Below are 26,190 nucleotides of genomic sequence, written 5' to 3'. Positions count from 1 at the left end.
CTGTACTCTGCGTTTCGACGAACCTTAATTTATCCGGCAATCGCAAATATAACGGAACCGGCGCTCACGATGCGTCTTTGGTTGCCATTGATTTGCGTTTTTCCGCCGGAAGGAAAAACACATATGTCGAACAAAATGCTTATCGATGCCTCCCACCCGGAGGAAACGCGCGTTGTAGTGGTGCGCGGCAATAAAATCGAAGAATTCGATTTTGAATCCGAGCATAAGAAACAATTAAAAGGCAATGTTTATCTGGCACGCGTAACCCGCGTTGAGCCGTCATTGCAGGCTGCTTTCGTAGAATATGGCGGCAACCGCCACGGCTTCCTCGCCTTCTCAGAAATTCATCCGGATTATTACCAGATCCCGGAAGCAGATCGCAAAGCGCTGATCGAAGCTGAAGCACGCGCCGCGCGTGACGAAGATGATGAAGAACGCGAAGAAGCACCGCGCCGCAACCGCCGTGGTCATAATGAGCGTCGCGGTTCAGGCCGCAATCGTCATCAGCAGCACAATAAAGATGTCGTATCTGCACCAGCTCTGCCTGCACCTGAATTCGTCGGCGATTTCGCCGTTGAAGCACAGGAAAACTATGCGCAAGCTTTACTGGCTGCTGCACAGCAATCGGCAAATGATGATACCGATGACAACACATCCGTCATGGCGGCTTCTTCCGATCAGCCGGTGATCCGCGAAAAGGCCTCCCGCAAGCACAACTCCCGCTCATCAAGCAATGATGACGAAGATGATGATGATCATGACGACGAAGATGATCAGGTTGAATCAGTCGGCGCAGAAGATGCAATGGAAGAGCTGCCGGGCAGCAACCGTGCGCACCGCAAGCATTACAAGATTCAGGATGTTATCAAGCGCCGCCAGATTGTTCTGGTTCAGGTAGTCAAGGAAGAGCGCGGCAATAAGGGCGCAGCTCTCACAACCTATCTGTCATTAGCGGGTCGTTACTCTGTCTTGATGCCAAACACCGCACGCGGTGGTGGTATCTCGCGCAAAATTACCAATATTCAGGATCGCAAGCGCCTGAAAGATATCGTCAAGGAACTCGAAGTGCCGCAGGGCATGGGTGTGATCCTGCGCACGGCCGGTGCTAACCGCACCAAGGCAGAAGTGCGCCGCGATTATGAATATCTGATGCGCATGTGGGACAATGTCCGCCAGCTGACCATGCAGTCACAGGCGCCTGCCCTCGTCTACGAAGAAGGCAATCTGATCAAGCGCTCGATCCGCGATCTTTATAACAAAGACATCACGGATATTCTGGTTGCCGGTGAAACCGGTTACCGCGAAGCCAAAGATTTCATGCGGATGCTGATGCCAACCCATGCGCGCGTGGTTCAGCCTTATCGTGAAACCACGCCGATTTTTGCCCGCAACGGCATTGAGGCACAACTCGACCGTATGCTGCATCCGCAGGTTACACTGAAATCCGGTGGCTACATCATCATCAACCAGACAGAGGCTCTGGTTGCTGTTGACGTGAACTCCGGCCGCTCAACCCGCGAAAGCTCGATCGAAGAAACCGCACTGCAGACCAATCTGGAAGCCGCAGAAGAAGTTGCGCGCCAGTTGCGCCTGCGCGATCTTGCCGGTCTGGTTGTTGTCGACTTCATCGACATGGAAGAAAAGCGCAATAACCGTGCTGTTGAAAAACGCATGAAAGATTGCCTGAAAGATGATCGCGCCCGCATTCAGGTCGGCCGCATCTCGCATTTCGGCCTTCTGGAAATGTCGCGTCAGCGTATCCGCGCTTCGGTTCTCGAAAGCACAATGCAGCCATGCCCGCATTGTGCAGGCACTGGCTTGATCCGCTCGGACTCCTCGATGGGTCTCTTTGTTATCCGCTCCATTGAAGAGTTCTTGCAGCGCAATTCTCAGAACAACATTATCGTGCGTGCGCCTCAGGCGACTGCGCTTTATGTGCTCAACCACAAGCGTCATCTGCTCGCTGAAATGGAAAGCCGCTTTGGCCTGACCATTGAGCTGCAGATTGATGAGACCGTTGGTCATCAGCATCTGGCCATTGATAAAGGCGCTCCGGCTGCCGGCCCTGTTAATCCGGTTCCGCAGACCATCCAGTTCATGCCTTATGATGAGGAAAATGATCCGGAAATCATTGATGTGGAAGATGAAACAGAGGCAGAAGCCGTATCATCTGAAGATGAAGGTGCCCGCGAAGAAACAGGTGATGATCGCAAGCGCGGTCGTCGCCGCCGTCGCCGTCGTGGCGGGCGTGACCGTGACGCATCGGAAGCGCAGGGTGAAAATGCATCTGATGAAGATGAAGGCGATGATGCAGAAACAGATGATGCATCTGCTCAGTCCGAAGAAGATCGTCGCAAGAAGCGCCGTCGTGGCCGTCGTGGCGGACGTAAAAACCGTCGTGGTGAATATGACAACGACAACCGCATGCCTGCGGTGGAATTTGTCGGTTTCAGCCGTGATGAAGCAATCACCCGTCTGAACGCCTATCAGGCTGCGGCAAAGAAAGCCTCTGCTCCGCTTCCTGCACCGGAATTTGTCGGCTTCCAGCCACAGTCTGCCAAAGCTGTTGCTGTTGCGCAGGAGGCTTCGGTAAAAGCAGAGACTCCGGCTCAGACATCGGAAAAAGCAGACAAGAAAACTGCAAAACCGGCGCGCAAACGTGCAGCCAAGCCACGCACAGCAAAAGCAGCTGCAGACGTTGTAACGGAAGTGCCTGCTGAAGAGGCTGAAGCTCCGGTTGCAACTGAAGAACCGGCAGCGGTTGAAGCGCCTGCCAAAACAACCCGTAAAAAGGCGGCGGATAAGGCTGAAAAGCCTGCCCGCAAGCCGCGCGGCAAAAAAGCAGCTGAACCTGCAGAAGCTTCAGACAATGTTATTGCTGAAGCTCCGGTTGAGGTGGCTGCGGTTGCTCCGGTGTCAAAACAAGAGGCATCTCCGCAAGCATCGTCAGAACCAGCTGTTGAATCTGCACCGGAACCTCAGGCTGAAAAACCTGCCCGCAATCGCAGAAGTACGCAGGAAGCGTCAAAGCCGGTTGTGACTTCTCAGGTCGGTCAGGCAGAGAAAAAAGAAGAACCTGCAGAGCAGCCAAAACGCGGCGGCTGGTGGCAGAAAAAAGGCTTCTTTTAAGAAGAAGCTCATATAGATATCAAAAAAGCCGCCGGAAATTCCGGCGGCTTTTTTTGTTTCTGCGATAGATTTTAAAAAAACAAGGCCTACCTCAAAGTGTGAAAGCAGTGCCTTTTGGCGCAGATTTTCAGAGCCAGCCTTCCAGCCTGCGCATAGCTTCACGCATTTCATCCGCAGTCCCCGCATAGGAAAAGCGCATAGTGCGGTGACCTTCCAGCGGATCAAAATCCAGCCCCGGCGTAGCTGCCACATTGATCTCGGCAATCATTTTGCGGGCAAATGCCATGCTGTCATTGGTGAAGCGCGAAACATCGCAATAGGCATAAAATGCACCATCCATAGGTGCTGCCAATGTCAGCCCCAGCTTTGGCAAATGCTCTCCGAGGATTGAACGGTTCAGTGCATAGCGCTGTTTGATAATATCCAGCTCGTTCGTTGCTTTAAAAGCTTCAATCGCCGCAATCTGCGATAACTCCGGTGCAGATATATACAAGCTCTGCGCAATGCGCTCATGCGGGCGAACCGCATCTTCCGGCAACACCATCCAGCCGATACGCCAGCCGGTCATGCAATAATATTTGGAGAATGAATTGATCACCGTCACAGTATCATCGAAGGCCAATGCAGTCTGATCAGGACGGTCATAGGTCAGCCGGTGATAAATCTCATCAGAAATCACACGGATATTGCGCTCACGTGCCGCTTCCAGAATAGCTTTCAGCTCATCATCTTCAATAATCGCGCCGGTCGGATTGGCGGGGCTGGCAAAAAGCACACCCTTCAGCGGTTTTTCTGCGTGAGCTGCAATCAGACTTTCAGCGGTTAAGTTTGCACTGGCGCCCTCACCGGTGCCGATTTCAACAACTTCAATTCCCAGTGCTTTGAGAATATTACGATAGGCCGGATAGCCGGGACGGGTAATCGCCACACGGTCGCCCGGATCAAAATAAGCAAGAAATGCCAGATTGAAAGCCGCCGATGACCCTGTCGTCACCGCAATGCGCTGCGGGCTGACATCAACGCCATATTGCTCTGCATAATGTGCGGCAATCGCCTCGCGCAGACCAATCAGACCCAGCGCATCCGTATAACCGATTTTACCGTCAATCAGCGCTTTTTGTGCGGCTTCACGCACGCGGAGCGGTGCCGGATCGGCAGGCTGCCCCACAGCCATAGAGATCATCGGTGCGCCGCTGGCACGCCGCCTGTTGGCTTCCGCCAGCACGTCCATAGCATGAAACGGATCAACATCACTGCGGTAAGAAAACACTCTCACTCTTCTGCCCTCAAATTAACTTTGCCGCTGCCGGCCTGTTCGTGAAGCTTGTGCAACTCTGATCAAAGTTCTGAATTATGTTCGTTGCATACTCCGAACGCCTGAGGGCAACAACAGCGAAATCATCACGAATTTTAAAGCAAAACAGTAAAACGGCTTAAATCTTTAGGCTTCTTAAGGCTGGCTTCAGCTCAGGTCATAAAAAAGGCCTGAAATATCATAAAGAAAGGAACCTGTTCTGCGGATAGCTGCGCATTAAAGGGATGAGTCTGTTTTTTCAGCCCTGAGCCTTAAAACAACGCTATAAATGACGCAGATGATTCACGCCTGAAGTAACTTTTTAAAAAAAACAGGACTTTATTGATGGCCGAAAACACATTTTTTCATACTGCCCCTGCGCCCCGACCGGCAGCACCGGCTTCGGCTGTTCCCCTCAATATATTGCGTCTGCCACTGGCTCTGATGATTTCAGCTGCGGTTCTGGCAAGTTCAGCCTTTACCGCCTCGGCTCAGTCCCGCTCAATTCCCATCGTGCGCGATGCGGAAATTGAAGCGCTTGTTACCGACTACACAACTCCTATCCTCAACGCCGCCGGTCTTGGCAACCGCCGTATCGGCACTGTGCTGGTCAACAGTCAAAGCTTTAATGCGTTCGTAGACGGACGGCGTATTTTTATTAATACCGGAGCTCTGCTTCAGTCCGAAACGCCAAACGAAATTATCGGCGTTATTGCACATGAGACCGGCCATCTTGCCGGCGGTCATCAGGATCGTCTGCGCGAACAACTGAAACAAGCCAAGACTATGGCAGTGATTGGCATGCTACTTGGCCTTGGTGCAGGTATTGCCGGTGCAGCCACCCGCAACAGCGCCATTGCCGGTGCCGGTGGCGGTATTGCGGCAGGCGGCGGCGAAGTTGCTATGCGCAGCCTGCTCTCCTATCAGCGCTCGGAAGAAGCAGCGGCCGACCGCTCGGCAATCAACTATCTGAACAAAACCGGCCAGTCTGCCAAAGGCATGCTCACAACTTTTGAGCGCTTTGCAAGCGCTTTGTCGATCAGCGGCACACAGGTTGATTCCTATCGCATCAGCCATCCGCTCCCGCGAGACCGTATTGCCAATCTGGAAACGCTTGCCCGCCAAAGCCCGAATTTCGAGAAAAAAGATCCGGAAAGCCTGCAAGTTCGCCACGATCTGGCACGCGCGAAAATTGCAGCCTATTCCGGCGGGCTGGGTTCTATACAGCGCATTTTCCGCAACAATCCGCGCGGACTTGGCGCGCGTTACGGCGATGCTATCTACACCTATCTCAACGGCAATCCCCGCAATGCACTCCCCAAGATTGATGTACTGATTAAAGAGCAGCCGAAAAACCCCTATTTCCGTGAAATGAAGGGGGAAATTTTGCTGAAAGCCAACAATCCTGCCGGTGCTGCGACTGAGTTCAAACAGGCGGCAGCGCTCGACCCTCGCAAATCCAGCCTCATCCGTATGAGCTATGGCCGCGCCCTCATGCTGACCGGAAACAAAGCAAATATGGAAGCCGCTATTCGGGAGCTTAAAGCAGGTGTCGTCAGAGATCCTGAATTCTCGGAAGGCTATGGCTATCTGGCGCAGGCCTACGGACAATCCGGCCAGATGGGGCTTTCCGATCTGGCAACAGCGGATCAGCATTATTATGCAGGCCGCATCAATGAGGCAAAGATTTTCGCAACCCGTGCACAAACCCGCCTGAAATCCGGCTCGCCGGACTGGCTGCGCGCACAGGACATCATTAATACCAAAACTAAAAAGAAATAACCGTCACGGAAAACCGGCGCCGGTTTTTTTGACACATAACAAGCTTCACATTTAGTTTGTCTGGCATCTCTGCCTGACAAACTTCCATTCTTAACCCGAACGACAAGGCCGGTTTATCCGGAGTGACCCAATGACCATTCATTTCAAGCGCCGTTTAGCGACCACTGTTTTCGGCGCCGCCGCTCTGGTTTCAGCTGTTGCAGCCTCCCATGCGCAGGAAGCAAAACCACTTGATAAAGCCGCAGTTGAAAAGATTGTCCGCGAATATCTGCTCGAAAACCCGGAAGTGATGCTCGAAGTGCAGGATGCGCTGGAAGCCAAACAGTCCGCATCTGCCCGCGAAGGTCAGTCAAAAATCATTGCAGACAACCATGATTCGATTTTCAACGATGCCAATGATGCCGTTTACGGCAATCCAAAAGGCGATGTGACGATTGTCGAATTTTATGACTACAATTGCGGTTACTGCAAACGCGCGATGCCGGACATGCAGGCTCTTATGAAAGCCGACCCTAATGTTCGTTTTGTTCTGAAAGAATTCCCGATTCTCGGCCCTGATTCCATGCGCACGCATCTGGTGGCACAGGCATTTAAAAAGCTGATGCCTGAAAAATACATGGAATTGCATGAAGCGCTGATGAAAGAGCCAAAAAGCTCGACAGAAGAAAGCACCCTGAAAATCGCAACATCACTGGGTGCAGATGAAGCTAAACTGCGTGAGCTGATGAAAAGCAAAGAGGTCGTCACCTCTTTCCAGAGCGCATATAACATTGCACAGGCGCTGAATATCTCCGGCACACCGTCTTACATTATCGGCGAAGAGCTGGTTCCGGGAGCTGTCGGGCTTGATGCGCTGAGTGCAAAAATCGCAGAACAGCGTGAGTTAAAGGCGGCCACAAAATAAAACGCCATAATTTTATCTATAAAATTTGAATTTAGTGCCTAAAAATGAGGTTAAAGCCTGTACGGATATGATTTACAGGCTTTAACCTCAACGGATTCCCCATTATATGGGAAGAGACAAAGTCTTCAGATCACCTGAATTCATGAATATAACGGAACTGTAAAGCGACAGCGCACTCTATGGCACAAATGATATTCATTCTGAACGGCCCGAACCTGAATATGCTCGGTAAAAGAGAACCGGCAATTTACGGGTCGGTCACGCTTGATGACATTGCTGCAAATTGCCGGAAAGAAGCTGAACGCCTCGGCGTTGAAATCGACTTTCGCCAGTCCAATCATGAAGGTGATCTTGTTTCATGGATTCAGGAAGCCGGTGAGAAAAGAGCACATATTCTCATCAATCCGGCAGCCTATACGCATACATCCATTGCGCTGCTTGATGCCATTCGTGCTGCGCAGGTGACTGTTGTTGAGGTTCACCTCTCCAATATTCATGCCCGTGAAGAGTTTCGTCACAAATCTTTCGTCTCGCCGGTTGCCAAAGCTGTCTTATGCGGTTTCGGTGCAGACGGCTATTTGATGGGGCTGCGGGCTTTGGCCGGCTATCCTAAGAATAGCGAAAGTTGACCGGATTTTCAGAGTGGATTATGCCACTCAGTATAAACCAGCATATAAAGCCCTGATCGTCAGGCATATGCTTCAGAGCAGTTAAAACAAAAGTGAAAACCCGTTTTTCGCCTGTTACTGCGCCAAGACAAAAACATAAAGCATATTCCGATCTGATTTTATCCGATCGGAATATGCTTTAAAACAAACAACACCATATCAGCGGTAAAGGGGCCAGACCCATGACGAATAAAAGCTCCGGTATCGATCAGGCGATCATTCGCGATCTCGCGAATATTCTCAAAGATACCGATCTGACAGAAATTGAAGTTGAACAGGATGATCTGCGCATTCGCGTTTCGCGCAACATCACTGTGCAGGCAGCAGCGCAGCAGTATTTCGCACCGGCACCGGTTGCAGCGGCAGCTCCGGTAGCAGCAGCACCTGCGGCAGAAGCACCAAAAGCAGCTGACAAATCCAAAAATGCAGTGCCTTCACCAATGGTTGGTACTGCCTATCTGTCACCTGCACCAGGTGCCAAGCAGTTCGTGGAAGTCGGCCAGAATGTTAAAGAAGGCCAGACTGTTCTGATCATCGAAGCGATGAAAACCATGAACCAGATTGCCGCTCCGCGTGCAGGTACTGTGACTGCTATTCTCGTGAGCGACAGCCAGCCGGTTGAATTCGGCGAACCGCTTATCGTCATCGAATAAGATCTTCTCAGATCGCGGCTGTATCCGGCGGATACAGCCATCGCTGACCAATTTGATTTGATGCATAGTTTGCCCGTCAAACTATGCTGAGGCAGGAGCACCGATGTTTCAGAAAATCCTCATAGCCAATCGCGGCGAAATTGCCCTGCGGGTGCTGCGCGCCTGTAAGGAGCTTGGCATCAAGACTGTTGCCGTTCACTCAACTGCTGATGCCGATGCCATGCATGTGCGCCTCGCAGATGAAAGCGTTTGTATCGGACCACCACCATCGCGCGACAGCTATCTGAATATTCATCAGATCGTTGCTGCCTGCGAAATTACCGGTGCCGATGCTATTCATCCGGGTTACGGCTTCCTCTCCGAGAATGCCAAATTCGCTGAAATTCTTGAAGCACACGACATCACCTTCATCGGCCCGACCGCTGCGCATATCCGCATCATGGGCGATAAGATTGAAGCGAAGAAGACTGCAAAGCGCTTAGGCATTCCGGTTGTTCCGGGTTCTGACGGCGGTGTAAACAGTGAACAGGACGCCGTCCGCATTGCGGCAGAAATCGGTTATCCGGTTATCATTAAGGCTTCTTCCGGTGGCGGTGGTCGCGGGATGAAGGTTGCCAAATCGGCAGAAGATATCTCCGTTGCCTACAATACTGCACGCTCAGAAGCTGCTGCTGCATTCGGCGATGATGCTGTCTATATCGAGAAATATCTCGAAAAGCCGCGCCATATTGAAGTGCAAATCGTTGGTGATGGTGCGGGCAAGGCCGTGCATCTGGGCGAACGTGACTGCTCGCTGCAGCGTCGCCACCAGAAGGTTTGGGAAGAAGCAAACTCCCCTGCTCTGAACTCTGAAGCCCGTGACAAGATCGGCATGATCTGTGCCAATGCGGTTGCAGAGCTCGGCTATCGCGGTGCCGGCACCATCGAGTTTCTCTATGAAAACGGTGAGTTCTATTTCATTGAAATGAACACACGTCTTCAGGTTGAGCACACGATTACCGAAGCGATTACCGGCATTGATCTGGTTCATGAGCAGATCCGCATTGCTGCCGGTCTCGGCCTGTCGATCAAGCAGGAAGATGTACGCTTCTCCGGTCACGCGATTGAATGCCGTATCAATGCGGAAAACGCACGCACATTCACACCGTCACCGGGCACAATCAACCACTATCACACACCGGGCGGCCTTGGTATTCGCGTCGATTCCGGCGTGTATAGCGGTTATAAAATCCCGCCATATTACGACAGCATGATTGGGAAACTGATTGTTCATGGCCGTAACCGCGTGGAATGTCTGATGCGTCTGCGCCGTGCGCTTGATGAGTTTGTTGTTGACGGCGTTGATACAACGCTGCCGCTTTTTCAGGATTTGATTGCCAATCCGGATATCGCCAACGGCGATTATGATATCCACTGGCTTGAAAAATATCTGGAAAAGAAAAACGCATCGGGTCAGTAACTCCGGTGGCGGGACGCAAATCCCCTCCACCACAAAATTTAAGTCCGGAGCTTCTGCTCCGGGCTTACGCCTCCGGCATTTTCCCTATGTCAGAAAGTGCTGATGATCCGGAAATATTCTGGGTACGTCCTGAAAAGCGCGGTATCATCCCGCTGGACCAGTTTCACATTCCCCGCAGCCTGAAAAAGACACTGAAGCGCGCTCCCTTTGAGATTCGCTACAATACGGCCTTTGAGCAGGTTCTGGAGAGGTGCGCTATGCGTACAGACCCTGATGCCGGAACGTGGATTAACCAAACCATTCGCGAGGGCTATATTGCGCTGCATCGTGCAGGCCACTGCCATTCTGTGGAAGCATGGCAAAACGGGCGTCTGGTTGGGGGACTATACGGTGTATCGCTCGGCGGAGCGTTCTTTGGCGAAAGCATGTTCAGCCATATGACAGATGCATCCAAAGTCTGCCTTGTGCATCTGGTCGAGCGGCTGCGTGCCCACGGGTTTCAGCTTCTGGATACGCAATTCACCACAGAGCATTTACAGCGCTTCGGAGCGGTTGAAATCCCCGCCAGCAAATATGAAGACATGCTGCTACCGGCGATATTAACGCCCGCACAGTTTTGAAATCACAGTATTTTTGATTATTTAGGCGCCGGAATATCAGAAGTCTGCTTACAGTCTTTAAGCCAGATATCATAAACCGGATGATCAACGGCATTCAGACCCGGACTATCAGCAAACATCCAGCCAGAAAAAATGCGTCGGATCTTACGATCAAGGGTGATCTCATCCACCTGCACGAAACTATCGGTGCGCGGTGCTTCATTCTCAGAGCGGCTGTAACAAACCTTAGGCGTTACCTGCAACGCACCAAACTGCACTGTTTCATTGATATAAACGTCAAAAGTCGTGATACGGCCGGTGATTTTATCAAGACCGGAAAACTCAGCGACTTTATTGGAAATCCGTTCTGCCCTCGCCTCAGATACAGCGGTCAGACTTGCAGCAGTTAAACCTGCAACCAGCAGAAATGTTGCCCCAAAATGCCATCCGGAAGAAACATTCATACGCATTAAGCCTTTGGTGTTGGTTGCAAGATCAGGCGGCCTGCAGACCACCCTTAATGAAAATTAGCCTGTTCTTTGCGGCATTTGTGAGAAAAAACACTGCTCAGTGCAGTTTTCCCCAACCCATAACTAACAGGAGGCCAGAACAACAGAACTGATTAACCGGAAAGCATAATCGCTGAAATGCAAAGGCGGCACACCTGATAAAGTTATGCCGCCTGTTTATCCCCTCAGGAATATAACTTAGTTCGGTGTCCAGGCGTCGTAGTCGCCGGTTACCTTTGGACGCTGGCCGGAAGCTGAAATTGCACCCTGCGGACGATAGGCCTGCGGTGTGCCTGTCAGGTTCTGCTGATGTTGCTTCTGCCATTCACGCGGCTGATAGTTTTCTTCAGTCGGCGGCGTGTCGGTGCGGTGATGCATCCAACCGTGCCAGCCTGCCGGAATAGCGCTGGCTTCGCTGTAACCGTTGAAGATAACCCAACGGCGGGTGCGACCTTCAGAATCTTTACCACCGGTATAATAGACATTGCCAAACTCGTCTTCACCGACGCGCTTGCCTTTGCGCCATGTGTGCAGACGGGTGCCGATTGTCTGGCTGTTCCACCAGGTAAAAACCTGAATAATAAATTTTTTCATAGCACTTCCAGATCCTGAACTATCCTGACCATAAAGGCGCAGGATCATGCAGATTATTCCCTGCTTATGACCTTATCTGAGGCTCTTCGCAAGGGTCAAGTTGCCGCTGTTTTCAGCATTTCTCAGTTAAGTGATCTCATTGAACATAAGAGAACATCCACCACTCAAGAAATTTGGCACGGACGTAACAGGCACAATTAAATGCCAAATGCTCAAATCACATAGACCAGCCTGTCAGAGACTTTTCCATTTTGATAACCGGAATATCCAGATTGAGCGTGCCCCAGTCATTCGTCTCACCGGTCTTTTCAAAACCTTTGCGGGCGTAAAAATCCAGAGCTTTCTGATTCTTCGCAATCACTTCGAGAGCAAGCTTTTCCACATCAGGAAAAGCCATCTCGATCTCGGCCAGCAACATAGTGCCGATGCCCTGCACATGATGCTCGGGATCGACGTAGAGCTGATGCAGCTCTGCAATACCGTCCTTGCTCTGGCTGGCAAAGGCCATGCCGACGAGGTTGCCCTCGCCGTCATCAGCCACAACAAATTCGGAATATGGCTTAGCCAGATTGCGCGTCAGCACTGCTACAGAATGATATTCGCCGGTGACTTTATTGACAGTCTCAACACCCAGCACATCATCAAATGTTGCGTGCCATGTCTTGACCAGCAATTGATGCACAGCCTTCAGATCATCCTTATTTGCAGAGCGCAGCCACATTATTCGATGCCCAGTTTCGCTTTAACCAAATCATTCACAGCCTGCGGATTTGCTTTACCGCCGGTTGCCTTCATTACCTGACCAACAAACCAGCCAGCCAATGTCGGCTTTTCCAGAGCCTGAGCCACCTTTTCAGGGTTCGCAGCAATGATTTCATCAACGGCTTTTTCAATCGCGCCGGTATCAGTTACCTGCTTCATACCGCGGGCTTCAACGATTTGCTGAGGATCACCGCCCTCATTCCAGACGATTTCAAACAGGTCTTTCGCGATCTTACCGGAAATGGTGCCTTCTTTGATCAGATCAAGAATACCGCCGAGCTGCTGCGGGGAAACCGGAGCATTTTCAATGTCCTTACCGGCTTTGTTTAAAGCGCCGAGCAAATCATTGATGACCCAGTTTGCAGCAACTTTACCGTCACGGCCTTCTGCAACCGATTCGAAATAGTCAGCAATAGCTTTTTCAGTAATCAGAATGGATGCGTCATAAACGGACAGACCCATGGTCTCAACCAGACGGTTTTTCTTGTCATCCGGCAGTTCCGGCAGGCCTGAAGCCAGTTCATCAACATAGGCCTGTGTGAACTCCAGCGGCAACAGATCTGGATCAGGGAAATAACGGTAATCATGCGCTTCTTCTTTCGAACGCATGGAACGGGTTTCACCCTTTACCGGATCATAAAGGCGGGTTTCCTGATCAATCGCGCCACCATCTTCGAGAATACCGATCTGGCGACGGGCTTCATATTCAATCGCCTGACCGATGAAGCGGATCGAGTTCATGTTCTTGATTTCGCAGCGCGTGCCAAATTCACCGCCAGGACGGCGCACAGACACGTTCACATCCGCGCGCATCGAGCCCTGATCCATATTACCGTCACAGGTGCCGAGATAACGCAGAATGCTGCGCAGTTTCGTCATATATGCGCGGGCTTCATCCGATGAACGCATATCCGGCTTGGATACGATTTCCATCAGCGCTACGCCGGAGCGGTTCAGATCAACAAAAGACACGCTCGGATGCTGATCATGGATCGACTTACCGGCATCCTGCTCCAGATGCACACGCTCGATACCAACTTCGACATCTTCAAACTGGCCTTTGGAATCAGGGCCGACAGACACGATAACAGTGCCTTCGCCAACGATCGGCTGCTTGAACTGAGAAATCTGATAGCCCTGCGGGAGATCCGGATAGAAATAGTTCTTACGGTCGAAAACCGACTTCAGATTGATCTGCGCTTTCAGCCCGAGACCGGTACGAATAGCCTGCGCCACACATTCCGCATTGATAACCGGAAGCATGCCCGGCATCGCAGCATCCACCAGCGATACATTGGCGTTTGGCTCCGCACCAAATTCGGTTGAAGCACCGGAAAACAATTTGGAATTGGAAGTTACTTGCGCATGAACTTCCATCCCGATCACGATTTCCCAGTCACCGGTGGCACCGGAGATCAGGCGTTTTGGGTCTGGCGTACGTGTATCGATAAGGGACATGGGCTCTTAAATCTCTGTTTTTGCGGCGCGAAGTTCACTCTGCCGTTTTCTCATGCTTCTGGCTAAAACAAACCGGCCTGACTGGCAAGTGTTCTCTGGGGTTTCAGTATTGTTTCAGCACGGATGAACTGACATTGCGCGGACTATAAACAGTCTGCCACAACAGTGCACCCTGTGTTGGAGCAAAATATGCAAAATTCTCTGACAAAGCATAGGCTTGAAAACGCCCGTCCCCGTTCACTGCATTGCCCCTTCAGACTTCCGTCATTCCTAAACGCCGGTAAAGTCTCTCTGCACCAAACGGATTGCTCTGCTCGACTTTCAGACCGATATTTTTCGCACCGCACGTCTTAAAAATATGGAAGCAATGCAACAGCAAAGCTTCGCCAATACCCTGCTTGCGCCATGCTGGATGCACCACAATATCTTTGATAAAAGCACTGCTCCAGCATTGTGCAAAAGCGATGACCTGCCCTTGGTTGTCTGTTACCGGAAAAATCAGAGAGGCATCATATTCTTCATCTCCGGATAAGGTCTGCCACCACACATCCTTTGGTGGCACGGTATTACCAACAGCCTCGTAAGACTCGACGAGCAAAGCATGAAGCGTAGCAATCATATCCGGCCTGAACACGGACAGAGCCACAGCTTGCGGCCAGACTGGCCGCGCTATGTCACCGTTCAGATTTTTGCACAAATGATAATAGGGTTTTATGGCCATCCGGTCACAATAGCGCAACGCGGGCGGCAAACAATCATTCTGTAACCGGCAAATAAAAAAAGCCGCGCATGAAGCGCGGCTTTCTCGTAATTCTATGCGGGCTGATTATTCAGCTGCATCGTCAGCTTTTTTAGCTGCTTTTTTCTTTGGAGCAGCTTTTTTAGCAGGCTTTGCATCTTCTGCGCCTTCTTCATCAGCTGTCAGCTCTTCTTTGGTCACTTTTTTATCAGTAACGGAGATTGTGCCGAGCAGATGATCAACAACCTTTTCTTCAAAGATTGGTGCGCGCAGGTTAGCAACTGCATCAGGAGTCTTACGCAGGAATTCATAAACCTGCTGTTCCTGACCTGGATAACGACGAACCTGATCGTAAACGGCACGCTGCAGTTCTTCTTCGGTTACTTCCACGCCGGCTTTGTCGCCGATTTCGGAAAGAACCAGACCAAGACGTACGCGGCGTTCAGCCAGCTTGCGATATTCTTCGCGAGCAGCTTCTTCAGTGGTTTCTTCGTCTTCAAAAGTCTTGCCAGCCTGCTGCAGGTCGAAATTGATCTGCTGCCAGATGTTGTTGAATTCAGCGTTAACCAGACGTTCTGGTGTTTCGAACTGATATTCTGCATCCAGACCGTCGAGGATCTGACGCTTAACTTTCTGACGTGTGATCTGGCCGTACTGGCTTTCGATCTGCTCACGAACAACAGTGCGCAGACGCTCAAGGCTTTCAATGCCCAGCTTCTTAGCAACATCATCATTCAGTTCCAGCTCAGCAGCTTTAGCAACTTCCTTCACAGTGATGTCGAAGGTTGCTTCTTTACCGGCCAGATGAGCAGCGCCGTAATTTTCTGGGAAAGTCACTTTGATCTGCTTTTCGTCACCGGCTTTTACGCCGATCAGCTGATCTTCAAAGCCCGGAATGAACTGGCCTGAACCGAGAACCAGCTGCGCATCCTGATCTGCGCCACCTTCAAACGGATCATCACCCAGCTTGCCGAGGTAATCCATAGTTACGCGGTCGCCGTCTTCAGCTTTGCCCTTTTTAGCTTCAAAAGTGCGTGCGGAAGATGCGATTTTCTTAACCTGATCTTCGACTTCTTCGTCAGAGATATCAACAACTTCACGGGTCACTTTAAGACCGGAAACATCTTTAACTTCGATCTTTGGCAGAACTTCGTAGTTCATCGAGAATACGAAATCAGCTTTACCGGCCAGAACCTGTTCGGCTTCAGCTTCATCTTCGCTCATCACAACTTCTGGCTGGGTTGCAGCTTTTTCGTTGCGTTCTACGAGGATCGAACGGGTTGAATCGTTGAGAATTTCATTAACGATTTCAGCCATGAAAGACTTGCCGTACATCTTGCGCAGATGTGCTGAAGGTACTTTACCAGGACGGAAGCCGTCGATTTTAGCGCGACCGCGAGCGGTTTCGAGGCGCTCAGCGAGCTTTGCTTCAAGATCCTGTGCCGGAACCACGACTTTGATCTCGCGCTTCAGCCCTTCATTGAGCGTTTCGGTAACCTGCATGTCCAAACCTTCACTTTTGTCTTCGTTTCGCATGACCGGCCGCATGACCGCAGCCGCCGTAGCTAGCAAAACTTCTTGTTTTTCTGTTGTCACATACCGCGCACAGATATGCGCAAAGGCTATATAACATCCCTGAACTTATATAAAGTCCGCCGATGAACGGCCGCGACTCTATATATAAACGGTACGGATTTAAGCAGCCATACCTGACTTCTGCTATTGATTTTCCTGCACAATATCTGCTTTTTCAACAGCAGGCGGTCACATTTTGTGCCTGAGCCCGTGCCACAGCATTGCGCCAGAATCCCATTTATCGCAAACCCATTACAATCAGCGCCCGCAAAATACAAGATGCGATTGAATTTTAGCCCTGCAAACAATCGGATTTTATCGGCCAAATCTCCAGAATTGCTGCCATTTCGGAATAATACCGCATCACCGCGGCCATTCCCCGCTGAACAATAACGAAATAGCTGATCCGGCTGCTGAAATCCGGCCCTTTCATCATAAAAGTACTTTTGATACAGGCCCTGCTTTATGCTCTGTTTCAAGGATTACAGAATGAAATTTCGTTTCATTGCTTTGTTATCACTGCTTTTGCCGCTTGCACCTGTTGCCACCCATGCACAGGAAGCCGGCCTTGCGGAACGCCGTGCCATTGCAGCCTATGCCAAAGATGTCTGGCCGCAATATGAAAAATCCATTCAGGACGCCGCAGGCTTTCCGGTTGTGATTGAGCTTAATCTCAACAGCCTTGCCTTGGCAGGCTATGCGGATTCCTACGCTGCTCCGGATTATCTGCAAAATACGGTGATTGAGCCGGTTATCCGCTCATTCAAGGCGATTGCAGCGGATGATATGGGTAAAACAGCGCTGCAAGAAAAACTGAAATCCGTTGTTATTCTCTATGATGAAAAAACCGCTCCGGCTTCAAACTATGCTGACGGCCTGACGTTTGAAGGCAGCAAGTTGACAATCAACTGGAAACCTTTCTCCAATGCCGGTGATATCGAACCACGCACAAAAGCTCTGACCAGCCTGCTGGAAAGTAAGCTTTAAAACTACGAGCGAATATATTTTGAATAGAAAAAAACGCTCCGGTCACCGGAGCGGTTTTTGTTTTTACGTTGTCATGCAGCTTACAGATGCGGCTATGCAGCCAGCGTGTTCTTGTAAATAACACCATCTTTCATAATCAGATTCATATTCTTGTCCGGATCGCTGATCAGCGACACATCTTCCAGCGGATTACCGTCAATCAGCAACACATCCGCCATTGCGCCTTTTTCAATCACGCCGACAGCTGCACCGTAAGGATTACGGTTCCCTGACAGTGCCAGCAATTCCGCATTGGTGCCAGTTGCCATTTTCAGCACATCACCATTGTCAAACCAGCGCGCCAGTTTCGCCAGCTGACGTCCCTGTGAAGCCGTTCCCTTAGGGTTGAACAGAATATCCGTTCCCCATGCCATTTTGACATTATGTTTCGGCCCCAGTTCAAAAGCGCGTATCGTGCCTTCAGCAATCATTTTCTGCTGGTCGCGCTGTATCTGCGAGGCATAAACATTGGAATCTTCATCTGCCAGAAACGGCTGAATGCTCCACCATGCACCGGCATCGGCCATTTGCTTGACGGTTTCCTCATCCGCCAGCTGGCCATGCTCAATCGACTGCACGCCGCAAGCCAGCGCACGCTGAATGCCTGCGGATGTATAAACATGTGCACAGACATATGTGCCCCAATCCTTAGCAGCCATCACAGCCGCACGGATTTCGGTTTCAGTAAATTGCAGAGAATCCAGCGGATCAAAGGAAGAAGCCACACCGCCGCCGACCATGATCTTGATCTGGCTTGCACCCAGCATCAACTGCTCACGCACGCGGCGCAGCACTTCAGCCTCACCGTCAGCAATGGCCGCAATACCGGCGGATTCTGCAATGCTGAGATCATTGGCACTATGGCGCGGAATATCGCTGCGCTGGCGGAAATCGCCGTGACCGGAGGTCTGAGATACCATCGCACCCGACGGATAAATCCGTGGCCCCGGAATACGCTTTTCGTCAATCGCACGCTTGAGCGCAAATGAAGGTCCACCCATATCACGCACAGTCGTAAAGCCACGCATCAAGGTGCGCTGTGCTTCCTGTGCGGCAACAAGATGCACATAAGCAATATCAGAGGTCATCGCGACCATTTGCGGAATAGCAGCCAGAATACTGTGCCAATGGGCGTCAATCAGACCCGGCATCAGAACGCGCTTGCCGCAATCAATCACCTGCGCATCGGCAACATTCTCTGAAGCCTTGAGAATATCCATAATTTTGCCACCGCTGATCAGAACATTACGCCCCTCAATCAGGTTTGAGGACTTACCATCGAAAATGCGCAGATTTTTCAGCAATACAGGCTGACCGGCAACGGAGACAGGTGTTTGCGCCAATGCTGACACAGGATCAGCTACCACAGCGCCAGCCATGACAGCAGCAAGGCCACTCAGCACAGAACGGCGGCTCAGCCCGCGACCAATACGTTCATTCAGCTGTGTGATTTCAGAACTATGGCACAAACACCCAAATCCATGAGCATATTGCCCGTAACGCGCGCCATAGTTACCCATACTCTCAGACCCTTCTAAAGCTTTGATAAGACTGCCGTCGTGCAATTGTAATTATGCGGAAACTTCGGCCATAAAGTTTTAGAATTCATGAAAACCGGCATCCTATGGCAGGATATATTTCCTACGGAGAGTTTAAACAGTGCGCAATGAGAAAAGATGACAGCTAAAAGTGCATTGTAACGCAATTTGTAACACAGTTTGTATCACAAAATTGACTAAAAACGCACCTTCGCCAAAATCGCAGAGTCAAACACTCAGCAACTACAAAGGCTTACAAAAAATAAAGGAAATAAAAGTGGTGCGGATAGAGGGACTCGAACCCCCACGGTCTCCCGCCAGAACCTAAATCTGGTGCGTCTACCAATTTCGCCATATCCGCAACTGAAGCAAGCGTGCTTCTGATGTGCGCGCTCTATAGCATTCAATTTTCAGGGGGCAAAGGGGAAAAACAGATTATTTTTGATAAGAGACTGTCATACACAGATCTTATCATTTTCCCCTTTTAATTTTCCTCAGAACAGCGGCTCGTCAAAGATCAGCTTTCCGTCAATTCTAAGCGCGCGGATAGCCGCCACACCTTTTTCATTCACAGATAAGACGATATCAACGCTACTGTCGCGCTGGGCGTTTTCTACAGCAAGCCCCTCACCTTCAGGCACATAATAGCGTTCTATGCCATAAACGACCGGAACAGTTGAACTCTCATCATAAATCTGGATTGGTGCTTCAACTTCCCCGCGCAGGAAAATTTCATTCTCCTTCAGCGCATCCGGCCTGACATATTGCGCGCGTTCAGCCGTCCACAGACCATCAGCCTGTTTCGCCAGCACAACATAAATATAGTTCAGGCCGCTTTTACGTGGCGGCTCACCGCTGATCAGGCGCGCAGGCAAACGGGAAATCTCATAGCCGAGAATAACATAGTCCCCGCGCATCAGATCGCGCGGATCAACAGGCAGTGTCCGCAGCACAACTTCAGAACCATTGCGCAAAATGCTGATGCGCTGCTGCACACCAGCCAGCATAACGCCCGATTGCAACAGAGCTGCAATAATAGCAGCAACATAAAGCCAGCGTTTTTTAAGAAAACTCATGACTGCTGCCCCTTGCTGCTATCAACGCCATTATCTGACACCGCTTTGACCGGCGCGCCATGCAGATATTTTTCCATACGGGTCACCAGATAAGCCAGCCCCATCACCAGCAAACCACCGATCAGAAACACGCCGGATGTGCCAATCATCGTTCCAACGGTGACAGTGGCCAGATAAAGCACATGCAGAGAGAACCCCGCATAGGCGAACCAGCGCAGCTGACCGCTTTTCTCTCCGGCAATAATCAGCGCGAAAACACAAATCGCAATTGCTGCCAGCGAATAGAGCGCATCGGCACCGACCTCATAACTGTTGAACAGGTCTTTATGCTCAACCTGAAAGATAAACAGAGCAATCAGCAGCGAAGCCAGACCATAACCGGCCAGCTGCGAACCAAACCCGTAGCTCAAACGCTCAAAATCCGGCCAGCGCCCCTGACAGACTATCAAAACGGCACCTAAGGCTATCATCAGTATCAGTATCGCCGGATTTTCAAGATCGAAATACATCACCAGAAAATAGCCCAGCGTCAGCATCGACAGCAGATGCATGGCTTTATCAGCTTTGGTGTAAATAATCGTGCCGACACAGGCCGCGAGATAAAGCGGCAGAACCCAGCGGTAGGATGCAACCAGATTAACCTGTCCGCCCATCTCTTGCAGCACAGTAGCAAGGTAGAAACCACCGATACCCAACGCTGCGGTTGTCAGAATCGGCGCACGCAATAATATTGCAGCAATCAGAACACCAACGCCCCATGCCAGCGCCGCGGTCGTCATATCACCGGACATATGATACATCTGCCCGACCAGCGCGATACCGGCACCATAGGTTATTGCTGAAAGCAGATAGAGCGCCGGCGCAAATATCGCTGCCAGCTTGTTTTCATGCCCGCTTGCGCCCCGTTGTTGCAACCATGCTCCGCCGAGATAACCACCCCACAATATTGTCAGGATCAGAGCCACACGCCCGATACGGGGAATGACCTCCCAGTTGGCTGCAATAAACAGGATCAGTGCCGCACCGAGCAGCAATGCACCAAGCACGGCAAGCACACCACCAATGCCAAAACCATTATGACGGCTTTTAGCATCAAGGCGCAGCCTGTCTGCGGTTTCCTGATCGAGCAATCCTTGCGACTGCCACTGGTCTATCTGACGTGCGAGGGAAACAAAAAGGGACAAATGGTGATCCTGTTATAATGGTTGCTCGGCTTGCATGAGAACAAGCCTGCCCGATGCAATAAACGAGCGCATAGCTTTATTATCGTGTTAAATTAAGACGAACGCTCAGGCAATCCCGGCTTACCGGCTTCATCAGGGTTCAGGCGCACATAATCGGCCTTCAGATCTTCCGAGGTTTTGCGGCTACCGTCATGGCTCCAGCCGGGAGGCGCCGCCATATACATCAGCCTTTGGCGTAAACTCAGCCCCGGCGCGAACACATCACGCAACATCCCTGCCCATTCATGAAAAGCCACCCGCACCGGATTGAAAGTACCGATATTGCGCACAATCCCGTAACGCGGCATATCCTCCGGCAGCTCTTCAACAAATGTGCCAAATAGCCTGTCCCAGATAATCAGCGTTCCGGCAAAATTTGCATCCAGATAACGCGGATTGGTCGCGTGATGCACACGGTGATGCGACGGCGTGTTGAAGATCAACTCAACCGGCTTCCACATTTTGCCGATTGCCTCGGTGTGAATCCAGAACTGATAAATCAGGTTAAAGCCATAGACAAAGGCAATAACCGCCGGATGAAACCCCAGCAGAACCAGCGGCACCTGCAGGATAAACATGCCGGTGATCTGCCCTGTCCATGACTGACGCAGTGCTGTGGTGAGATTATAGTGCTGGCTGGAATGATGATTAACATGCTCCGCCCAGACCCAGCGCACACGATGAGCAATACGGTGATACCAGTAATAGCGCAGATCATCGAAAATAAAGGCCGCGACGAAGACCCACCAATGCAGGCCAAGATCAAAGAAACGAAACTGCCAGACCCAAAGCAATGCTGTTACTGAGACAAAGCCGAGCAGTAAACCTGCCACAACATTGCCGGTGCCCATTAACAAGCTGGTCAGCGCATCGCGGGTTTCAAACTCGCCTTTGCGATGCCAGTAACGCACCGCTAACAGCTCTATTAATATAGCAAGGAGATATAACGGCACCGCAATCAGCGTAACATCGAAGAATGCCGGTTCATTCATGTCCACTACTCCCCCTTTATAGTGCCTTCCAGCCAGCTATAAACCTGATTGCGGCTGGCCTGATCGCCGAATGTGAAAGATGCCGCAGGCCATGTAAAATCGTCCATGCGCACAAATAGCCCCGCTTCATCCTGCTTTCGTATGTCCAGAATATCTTGCGGCTTCAATATACGGGTCAGGAATTTCGCGCCCACCGCATGAACAATGCCGGTTCCCTGCTCTGGCAGAGCAAAAAAAGCCGTGCGCCGATCCTGCGTATAGCAAATCTCATTAATCCGGCTTTCAGGATAATCCTGATGAAAGCGGGTAAGCACATCTGTATTATTATTTAAAACCGCCTGCCTGCCGCCGCCTAAAAAATGAACGGCCAGCACTCCGGTGATAATAGCGGCAACAATCATGCCAATCAGAACAGGCAGACTCAGCAAGCGACTTGACCTCCCCCCGCAAACAAGCCGGATATGTCCGGACGTGTATTGAGCAAGGTCACACGAAAATCCGGCCGGTTCAAGCACTCAATAATTGGGATGCAATAGCCGTTATGCCTGTTGTCTGCATCCCGTCTAATAAAACAGTAACCATAGCCTTAACCCTATGCGCATAGCTCTTGAAATCATGGGAAACACACACAACCAATACGTGATATTTTCATGACAACAACTCCCGCAAACCGTACAAAAATTTCACGCCGTCGCTCTTTAGCGAACAAAAATTACGCATCAGGTCAATTTTGCCCGAAATACGGCTAAACTGCGATTTAAATCGTTTAAATGAGGTCTGCAAGGCTCGCAGAGGAGCTATGCAATCTTGTCTCTCCTCATTTCCAAAGGCACGGGCTATATACAGGACAACAGATTACACAACACAACTAAACACAATCGAGGGTTTTAAAAATGAACATCATTCGCTCTTTCAACAACTGGCGCCGTTACCGTGACACAGTTTCCGAACTGAACCGTTTGTCCAACCGTGAACTCGGTGATCTCGGTATCTCCCGCTCCGACATTCCTTACATCGCCCGCAAGTCAAACACAGCCGGCATGTAATCATCTGAAACTATCTGCTGCGGAATTTTCCGGCAGCGATAGCTCAGATAACAAGTGGTAACTGCGCCGGTTCAGGTTCTTACGAACAATTGGCGCAGACGGAATAAACATCCTCCCTTTCATGACCGGTATTCCTCCTCCCGTACCGGCCATGTTCTATTGCCTGCTATTCCTCCTCCCGTTTTTTAGCAGGCATAGCGCTGCCGGATTTAAAGCCCGTCTTTAAATCCTCAATTCTGCGCTGACTGATATCCCCCGTATCAGTCCATCCCTAAAAACAGCTCCGTCGCCCTCCCTCCTGCGTCGGAGCTGTTTTTTTATTCTCACAATCATGCAAAAGCCTGTGATCAAACATTCAGGCAATTGATGCTGCGCCTTAAAAGCGGTATTGGACAAAGCATGTCCAGTTCATCATTATCCCCAATTCATATCATCGGCGGCGGCCTTGCCGGCAGCGAAGCAGCCTGGCAAATTGCTGAGGCCGGTATTCCCGTCATCATGCATGAGATGCGCCCCGTTCGCGGCACTGATGCGCATAAAACGCAAGGTCTGGCTGAGCTTGTCTGCTCCAACTCCTTCCGCTCTGATGATGCTGAAACCAATGCCGTTGGCGTGTTGCATGCGGAAATGCGTCTTGCCAATTCGCTGATCATGGCTTGCGCCGATGCCAATCAGGTTCCGGCCGGTGGTGCGCTTGCTGTTGACCGCGACGGCTTTTCCGATGCTGTTACCGCGAAGCTTGAAGCGCATCCGCTCATCACCATCAAACGTGAAGTGGTTGCAGGTCTGCCGCCGGAAGACTGGGGCAATACAATTATTGCTACCGGCCCTCTGACTGCCGCAGAACTAGCAGAGGCAATCGCACAGGAAACTGAAGCTGATTCCCTCGCCTTCTTCGACGCCATTGCGCCTATCATCCATTTCGACAGCATCAATATGGATGTCTGCTGGTTCCAGTCGCGCTATGACAAGGTTGGCCCGGGCGGCACCGGCAAAGATTATATCAACTGCCCGATGGATAAAGAGCAATATCAGGCCTTTATTCAGGCTTTGATTGACGGTGAAAAAACCGAATTCAAGGAATGGGAAGGCACACCTTATTTCGACGGTTGTCTGCCGATTGAAGTGATGGCAGAGCGCGGCCCTGAAACCTTGCGCCACGGCCCGATGAAGCCGATGGGGCTGACCAATGCTCATAATCCTGATGTTAAAGCCTATGCCGTTGTGCAGCTGCGGCAGGATAATGCGCTCGGTACGCTCTATAATATGGTCGGTTTCCAGACCAAGCTGAAATATGGCGAACAGACGCAGATTTTGCGTATGATCCCCGGCCTTGAAAATGCGGAATTTGCCCGTCTCGGCGGCTTGCATCGCAATACTTATCTCAACTCGCCAATCCTGCTGGACACAAGCCTGCGCCTGAAGTCACGCCCGCAAATCCGTTTTGCAGGCCAGATCACCGGCTGTGAAGGCTATGTGGAATCGTCAGCAATGGGCTTGCTTGCCGGTCGCTTTGCGGCAGCGGAGCAGCGTGGTGGGACTTTGCCGCCACCGCCGGTCACTTCGGCTTTCGGCGCACTGCTCAATCACATTACCGGCGGTCACCTCGTCAGCGATGATGAACCGGGCAAACGCTCTTTCCAGCCGATGAATGTGAATTTCGGGCTTTTCCCTGAAGTCACAGTTCCGAAACAGGAAGGTGTGCGTCTGCGCGGCAAAGAAAAGACACAGGCCAAAAAACGTGCCCTCAGCGCACGCGCTCTGAGCGACTTCAAAATCTGGCTGCAAGAGCAGAACTAAAACAAAAAAGCCGGAGATTAAAATCTCCGGCTTTTTTGTATCTTGTAAGCTCAGAATGAGGATTTCAGGTAAATCCACTGACGACGCAGCTGCGACAGCTCAATGCCCTGATCTGCAACCAGATCAGCTTTACGTCCTGCGCGCTTCAAAATCAGCGGTACAAGACGCACAGGCAGAAATGCCGGCTTGAGACTTGCAGGCATGCTTTGCTTTTCAAAAGCACTATAATGCTCACGCGCCAATGCGCTCAGCGCCGCAACCACGCGCTGCATGGCCTGTTTATCATCACCTTTGATAAGCTGTTCGGCAGTCACACCCACAGCCTGTAAAATATCTGCAGGCACATAGACCTGCCCGCGACGGCGATGCAGCGGCATCAGCCGCAACAATCCGCTCACAGCCTGCGCAACCCCCGCATGGCCGGAGAGTTCAGCTGAGGATTTTGCGGCCTCACTATCCAGTATCATCACTGCCATCTGTAAAATTGCGCAAGCCGTTTCCCCGCAATAACCTTCCAGATCATTGCGGCTCGGCATTGCATCATTGTAAAGATCGAATATCCGCGCTTCACAATAAGCATCAAAAACAGCACGTGGCAGATTATAATCGCTAATCGCTTTGAGCAGCAAAGCAGCAACAGGGTTACCCGTCACCACACCGTGCTCTGTGCCGTTGATCAGGTCGCGCCACCATTGCAGCCGCACTTCACCCGGCAAGGCATCATGCACCACATCACGGATACGGGCGATCTCGGCATTGAAGGCGTAAAGCCCTGCAAGCGCTGATCTTTTAGCTTCCGGCGCATAAAGTACGGCCAGATAACGGTCAAAATCCGTCTGGCGTAAAAGCTGCATACAATGCTGAAAATTTTCAGTGTCAGCTGATACATGGACTGCGGCATTATTATCAGGAGCACTCACGCCTTTACTCCACTGCAATCAGAGCAGCGGCAACAGCGCGGTCTTCGGCAAGCAGCACATTATAGGTGCGCACAGCAGCACCGGTACTCATCGGGTCTGAGGAGATCCGGTGCTCACGCAAGAGTGCTTTAACATCTTCCGGTATACGTCGCAGATCCATACCGGTGCCAACCAGCAATATCTCAATATCGCTCGCCTGCTCCAGAATTATTTCCAGATCACCCAGTGTTAAAAGAGGCGGCTGTTTCGGTTCCCAGCTATGAATGCCTGAAGGCAAACAAAACAGTGAGCCGCGATGTGACATATCTGCAAAACGAAATCCGCCATTTCCATAAGCGTCAATCGGAGCGCGCCCCGGAAAATGCGCCTCGCGGATTTCAAGACCAGTATTCATGCCATCTCTCTTTTGCTTAACCTGCACAACCACATTACGTGGCGTATTCA

23 protein-coding genes, 1 tRNA gene and 1 pseudogene are annotated in these 26,190 nt (G+C 51.1%); 10 read left to right on the top strand and 15 right to left on the bottom strand.

The annotated features are described in order from the left end of the window. The first annotated feature begins 123 nt into the window (after positions 1 to 123). Positions 124 to 3,129: a ribonuclease E/G gene (locus P8H26_RS01225; RefSeq protein ID WP_289631022.1), complete on the top strand. Its 3,006-nt coding sequence runs from the start codon at positions 124 to 126 to the stop codon at positions 3,127 to 3,129. Between the two features lie 127 nt (positions 3,130 to 3,256). Here the strand turns inward: P8H26_RS01225 and P8H26_RS01220 are convergent, their stop codons facing one another. After that, on the bottom strand, positions 3,257 to 4,360 hold the full coding sequence (locus P8H26_RS01220; RefSeq protein ID WP_289631225.1) for a pyridoxal phosphate-dependent aminotransferase: 1,104 nt from the start codon (positions 4,358 to 4,360) through the stop codon (positions 3,257 to 3,259). 507 nt (positions 4,361 to 4,867) lie between these two features. Here P8H26_RS01220 and P8H26_RS01215 point away from each other — a divergent pair. From P8H26_RS01215 to aat, 6 genes are all read left to right on the top strand, one after another. Then, positions 4,868 to 6,205 (top strand): M48 family metalloprotease, encoded by a 1,338-nt coding sequence (locus P8H26_RS01215; RefSeq protein ID WP_289631224.1) that lies wholly within the window; start codon positions 4,868 to 4,870, stop codon positions 6,203 to 6,205. 130 nt (positions 6,206 to 6,335) lie between these two features. Then, positions 6,336 to 7,109, top strand: a complete 774-nt coding sequence (locus P8H26_RS01210; RefSeq protein WP_308446646.1) for a DsbA family protein — start codon at positions 6,336 to 6,338, stop codon at positions 7,107 to 7,109. A gap of 179 nt (positions 7,110 to 7,288) precedes the next feature. After that, positions 7,289 to 7,738 carry a type II 3-dehydroquinate dehydratase gene (gene aroQ, locus P8H26_RS01205; RefSeq protein WP_289631021.1) on the top strand — a complete coding sequence of 150 codons (450 nt, stop codon included), beginning with the start codon at positions 7,289 to 7,291 and terminating at the stop codon, positions 7,736 to 7,738. Between the two features lie 221 nt (positions 7,739 to 7,959). After that, complete coding sequence (accB, locus tag P8H26_RS01200) at positions 7,960 to 8,430, top strand: acetyl-CoA carboxylase biotin carboxyl carrier protein (protein ID WP_289631020.1); 471 nt, start codon at positions 7,960 to 7,962, stop codon at positions 8,428 to 8,430. Between the two features lie 103 nt (positions 8,431 to 8,533). Continuing rightward, positions 8,534 to 9,889, top strand: a complete 1,356-nt coding sequence (gene accC, locus P8H26_RS01195; protein WP_289631018.1) for an acetyl-CoA carboxylase biotin carboxylase subunit — start codon at positions 8,534 to 8,536, stop codon at positions 9,887 to 9,889. 5 nt (positions 9,890 to 9,894) lie between these two features. Beyond that, a complete protein-coding gene (aat, locus tag P8H26_RS01190) occupies positions 9,895 to 10,509 on the top strand; it encodes a leucyl/phenylalanyl-tRNA--protein transferase (protein WP_289631017.1) in 615 nt (204 codons plus the stop codon). Positions 10,510 to 10,526: 17 nt separating this feature from the next. On the opposite strand, the pseudogene P8H26_RS01185 reads toward aat, so the two are convergent. From P8H26_RS01185 to tig, 6 genes and pseudogenes are all read right to left on the bottom strand, one after another. Beyond that, a pseudogene (locus tag P8H26_RS01185) lies at positions 10,527 to 10,868 on the bottom strand (DUF2155 domain-containing protein); the annotation flags it as partial. Between the two features lie 327 nt (positions 10,869 to 11,195). Then, positions 11,196 to 11,591 (bottom strand): NADH:ubiquinone oxidoreductase subunit NDUFA12, encoded by a 396-nt coding sequence (locus tag P8H26_RS01180; RefSeq protein WP_289631014.1) that lies wholly within the window; start codon positions 11,589 to 11,591, stop codon positions 11,196 to 11,198. Positions 11,592 to 11,808: 217 nt separating this feature from the next. Continuing rightward, positions 11,809 to 12,312, bottom strand: a complete 504-nt coding sequence (locus tag P8H26_RS01175; RefSeq protein ID WP_289631013.1) for a GNAT family N-acetyltransferase — start codon at positions 12,310 to 12,312, stop codon at positions 11,809 to 11,811. Continuing rightward, positions 12,312 to 13,811 carry an Asp-tRNA(Asn)/Glu-tRNA(Gln) amidotransferase subunit GatB gene (gatB, locus tag P8H26_RS01170; RefSeq protein ID WP_289631012.1) on the bottom strand — a complete coding sequence of 500 codons (1,500 nt, stop codon included), beginning with the start codon at positions 13,809 to 13,811 and terminating at the stop codon, positions 12,312 to 12,314. Before gatB ends, P8H26_RS01175 begins: the two co-directional genes overlap by 1 nt. A gap of 253 nt (positions 13,812 to 14,064) precedes the next feature. Then, a complete protein-coding gene (locus P8H26_RS01165) occupies positions 14,065 to 14,430 on the bottom strand; it encodes a GNAT family N-acetyltransferase (protein WP_289631011.1) in 366 nt (121 codons plus the stop codon). 207 nt (positions 14,431 to 14,637) lie between these two features. After that, positions 14,638 to 16,053 (bottom strand): trigger factor, encoded by a 1,416-nt coding sequence (tig, locus tag P8H26_RS01160; RefSeq protein ID WP_289631010.1) that lies wholly within the window; start codon positions 16,051 to 16,053, stop codon positions 14,638 to 14,640. A gap of 561 nt (positions 16,054 to 16,614) precedes the next feature. Between tig and P8H26_RS01155 the strand changes: the two genes are divergently transcribed. Next, positions 16,615 to 17,112, top strand: coding sequence for a hypothetical protein (locus P8H26_RS01155; protein WP_289631009.1), 498 nt, complete (start codon positions 16,615 to 16,617; stop codon positions 17,110 to 17,112). A 92-nt stretch (positions 17,113 to 17,204) separates the two neighbouring features. On the opposite strand, the gene P8H26_RS01150 is transcribed toward P8H26_RS01155, so the two are convergent. From P8H26_RS01150 to P8H26_RS01125, 6 genes are all read right to left on the bottom strand, one after another. Then, on the bottom strand, positions 17,205 to 18,671 hold the full coding sequence (locus tag P8H26_RS01150) for an amidohydrolase family protein (protein ID WP_289631008.1): 1,467 nt from the start codon (positions 18,669 to 18,671) through the stop codon (positions 17,205 to 17,207). Between the two features lie 296 nt (positions 18,672 to 18,967). After that, positions 18,968 to 19,050 (bottom strand) — tRNA-Leu (locus P8H26_RS01145). A 133-nt stretch (positions 19,051 to 19,183) separates the two neighbouring features. Continuing rightward, the gene (locus P8H26_RS01140; protein ID WP_289631007.1) at positions 19,184 to 19,765 is read right to left on the bottom strand and encodes a GDYXXLXY domain-containing protein; all 582 of its coding nucleotides are present in this window, start codon (positions 19,763 to 19,765) and stop codon (positions 19,184 to 19,186) included. Beyond that, positions 19,762 to 20,949, bottom strand: a complete 1,188-nt coding sequence (locus P8H26_RS01135) for a DUF2157 domain-containing protein (protein ID WP_289631006.1) — start codon at positions 20,947 to 20,949, stop codon at positions 19,762 to 19,764. The genes P8H26_RS01140 and P8H26_RS01135 overlap by 4 nt, the downstream gene beginning before the upstream one ends. Before the next feature lie 92 nt (positions 20,950 to 21,041). Further along, the gene (locus tag P8H26_RS01130; RefSeq protein WP_289631005.1) at positions 21,042 to 21,980 is read right to left on the bottom strand and encodes a sterol desaturase family protein; all 939 of its coding nucleotides are present in this window, start codon (positions 21,978 to 21,980) and stop codon (positions 21,042 to 21,044) included. Positions 21,981 to 21,985: 5 nt separating this feature from the next. Then, complete coding sequence (locus P8H26_RS01125; protein ID WP_289631004.1) at positions 21,986 to 22,408, bottom strand: hypothetical protein; 423 nt, start codon at positions 22,406 to 22,408, stop codon at positions 21,986 to 21,988. A gap of 465 nt (positions 22,409 to 22,873) precedes the next feature. Here P8H26_RS01125 and P8H26_RS01120 point away from each other — a divergent pair, with 465 nt between their 5' ends. Further along, complete coding sequence (locus P8H26_RS01120) at positions 22,874 to 23,026, top strand: DUF1127 domain-containing protein (protein WP_022711474.1); 153 nt, start codon at positions 22,874 to 22,876, stop codon at positions 23,024 to 23,026. Positions 23,027 to 23,425: 399 nt separating this feature from the next. After that, positions 23,426 to 24,826, top strand: a complete 1,401-nt coding sequence (trmFO, locus tag P8H26_RS01115) for a methylenetetrahydrofolate--tRNA-(uracil(54)-C(5))-methyltransferase (FADH(2)-oxidizing) TrmFO (protein ID WP_289631003.1) — start codon at positions 23,426 to 23,428, stop codon at positions 24,824 to 24,826. Between the two features lie 50 nt (positions 24,827 to 24,876). Here the strand turns inward: trmFO and P8H26_RS01110 are convergent, their stop codons facing one another. After that, the gene (locus P8H26_RS01110; RefSeq protein ID WP_289631223.1) at positions 24,877 to 25,680 is read right to left on the bottom strand and encodes a phytoene/squalene synthase family protein; all 804 of its coding nucleotides are present in this window, start codon (positions 25,678 to 25,680) and stop codon (positions 24,877 to 24,879) included. 70 nt (positions 25,681 to 25,750) lie between these two features. Next, complete coding sequence (locus P8H26_RS01105; RefSeq protein WP_289631002.1) at positions 25,751 to 26,140, bottom strand: Mth938-like domain-containing protein; 390 nt, start codon at positions 26,138 to 26,140, stop codon at positions 25,751 to 25,753. Positions 26,141 to 26,190: the final 50 nt, after the last annotated feature.

The sequence above is a fragment of the Pseudochrobactrum sp. sp1633 genome (genome assembly GCF_030376605.1).
GTDB lineage: Bacteria > Pseudomonadota > Alphaproteobacteria > Rhizobiales > Rhizobiaceae > Pseudochrobactrum.
Note: the sequence above shows the minus strand (reverse complement) of the source record. Positions and strands in the feature narration are given on the sequence as shown.

Coding starts and splice junctions, on each gene's coding strand:
- P8H26_RS01225 (WP_289631022.1), top strand. CDS start 124: ATGTCGAACAAAATGCTTATCGATGCCTCCCACCCGGAGGAAACGCGC.
- P8H26_RS01220 (WP_289631225.1), bottom strand. CDS start 4,360: ATGGACGTGCTGGCGGAAGCCAACAGGCGGCGTGCCAGCGGCGCACCG.
- P8H26_RS01215 (WP_289631224.1), top strand. CDS start 4,868: ATGATTTCAGCTGCGGTTCTGGCAAGTTCAGCCTTTACCGCCTCGGCT.
- P8H26_RS01210 (WP_308446646.1), top strand. CDS start 6,336: ATGACCATTCATTTCAAGCGCCGTTTAGCGACCACTGTTTTCGGCGCC.
- aroQ (WP_289631021.1), top strand. CDS start 7,289: ATGGCACAAATGATATTCATTCTGAACGGCCCGAACCTGAATATGCTC.
- accB (WP_289631020.1), top strand. CDS start 7,960: ATGACGAATAAAAGCTCCGGTATCGATCAGGCGATCATTCGCGATCTC.
- accC (WP_289631018.1), top strand. CDS start 8,534: ATGTTTCAGAAAATCCTCATAGCCAATCGCGGCGAAATTGCCCTGCGG.
- P8H26_RS01180 (WP_289631014.1), bottom strand. CDS start 11,591: ATGAAAAAATTTATTATTCAGGTTTTTACCTGGTGGAACAGCCAGACA.
- P8H26_RS01175 (WP_289631013.1), bottom strand. CDS start 12,312: ATGTGGCTGCGCTCTGCAAATAAGGATGATCTGAAGGCTGTGCATCAA.
- gatB (WP_289631012.1), bottom strand. CDS start 13,811: ATGTCCCTTATCGATACACGTACGCCAGACCCAAAACGCCTGATCTCC.
- P8H26_RS01165 (WP_289631011.1), bottom strand. CDS start 14,430: ATGATTGCTACGCTTCATGCTTTGCTCGTCGAGTCTTACGAGGCTGTT.
- tig (WP_289631010.1), bottom strand. CDS start 16,053: ATGCAGGTTACCGAAACGCTCAATGAAGGGCTGAAGCGCGAGATCAAA.
- P8H26_RS01155 (WP_289631009.1), top strand. CDS start 16,615: ATGAAATTTCGTTTCATTGCTTTGTTATCACTGCTTTTGCCGCTTGCA.
- P8H26_RS01150 (WP_289631008.1), bottom strand. CDS start 18,671: ATGGGTAACTATGGCGCGCGTTACGGGCAATATGCTCATGGATTTGGG.
- P8H26_RS01140 (WP_289631007.1), bottom strand. CDS start 19,765: ATGAGTTTTCTTAAAAAACGCTGGCTTTATGTTGCTGCTATTATTGCA.
- P8H26_RS01130 (WP_289631005.1), bottom strand. CDS start 21,980: ATGAATGAACCGGCATTCTTCGATGTTACGCTGATTGCGGTGCCGTTA.
- P8H26_RS01120 (WP_022711474.1), top strand. CDS start 22,874: ATGAACATCATTCGCTCTTTCAACAACTGGCGCCGTTACCGTGACACA.
- trmFO (WP_289631003.1), top strand. CDS start 23,426: ATGTCCAGTTCATCATTATCCCCAATTCATATCATCGGCGGCGGCCTT.
- P8H26_RS01110 (WP_289631223.1), bottom strand. CDS start 25,680: ATGCAGCTTTTACGCCAGACGGATTTTGACCGTTATCTGGCCGTACTT.
- P8H26_RS01105 (WP_289631002.1), bottom strand. CDS start 26,140: ATGAATACTGGTCTTGAAATCCGCGAGGCGCATTTTCCGGGGCGCGCT.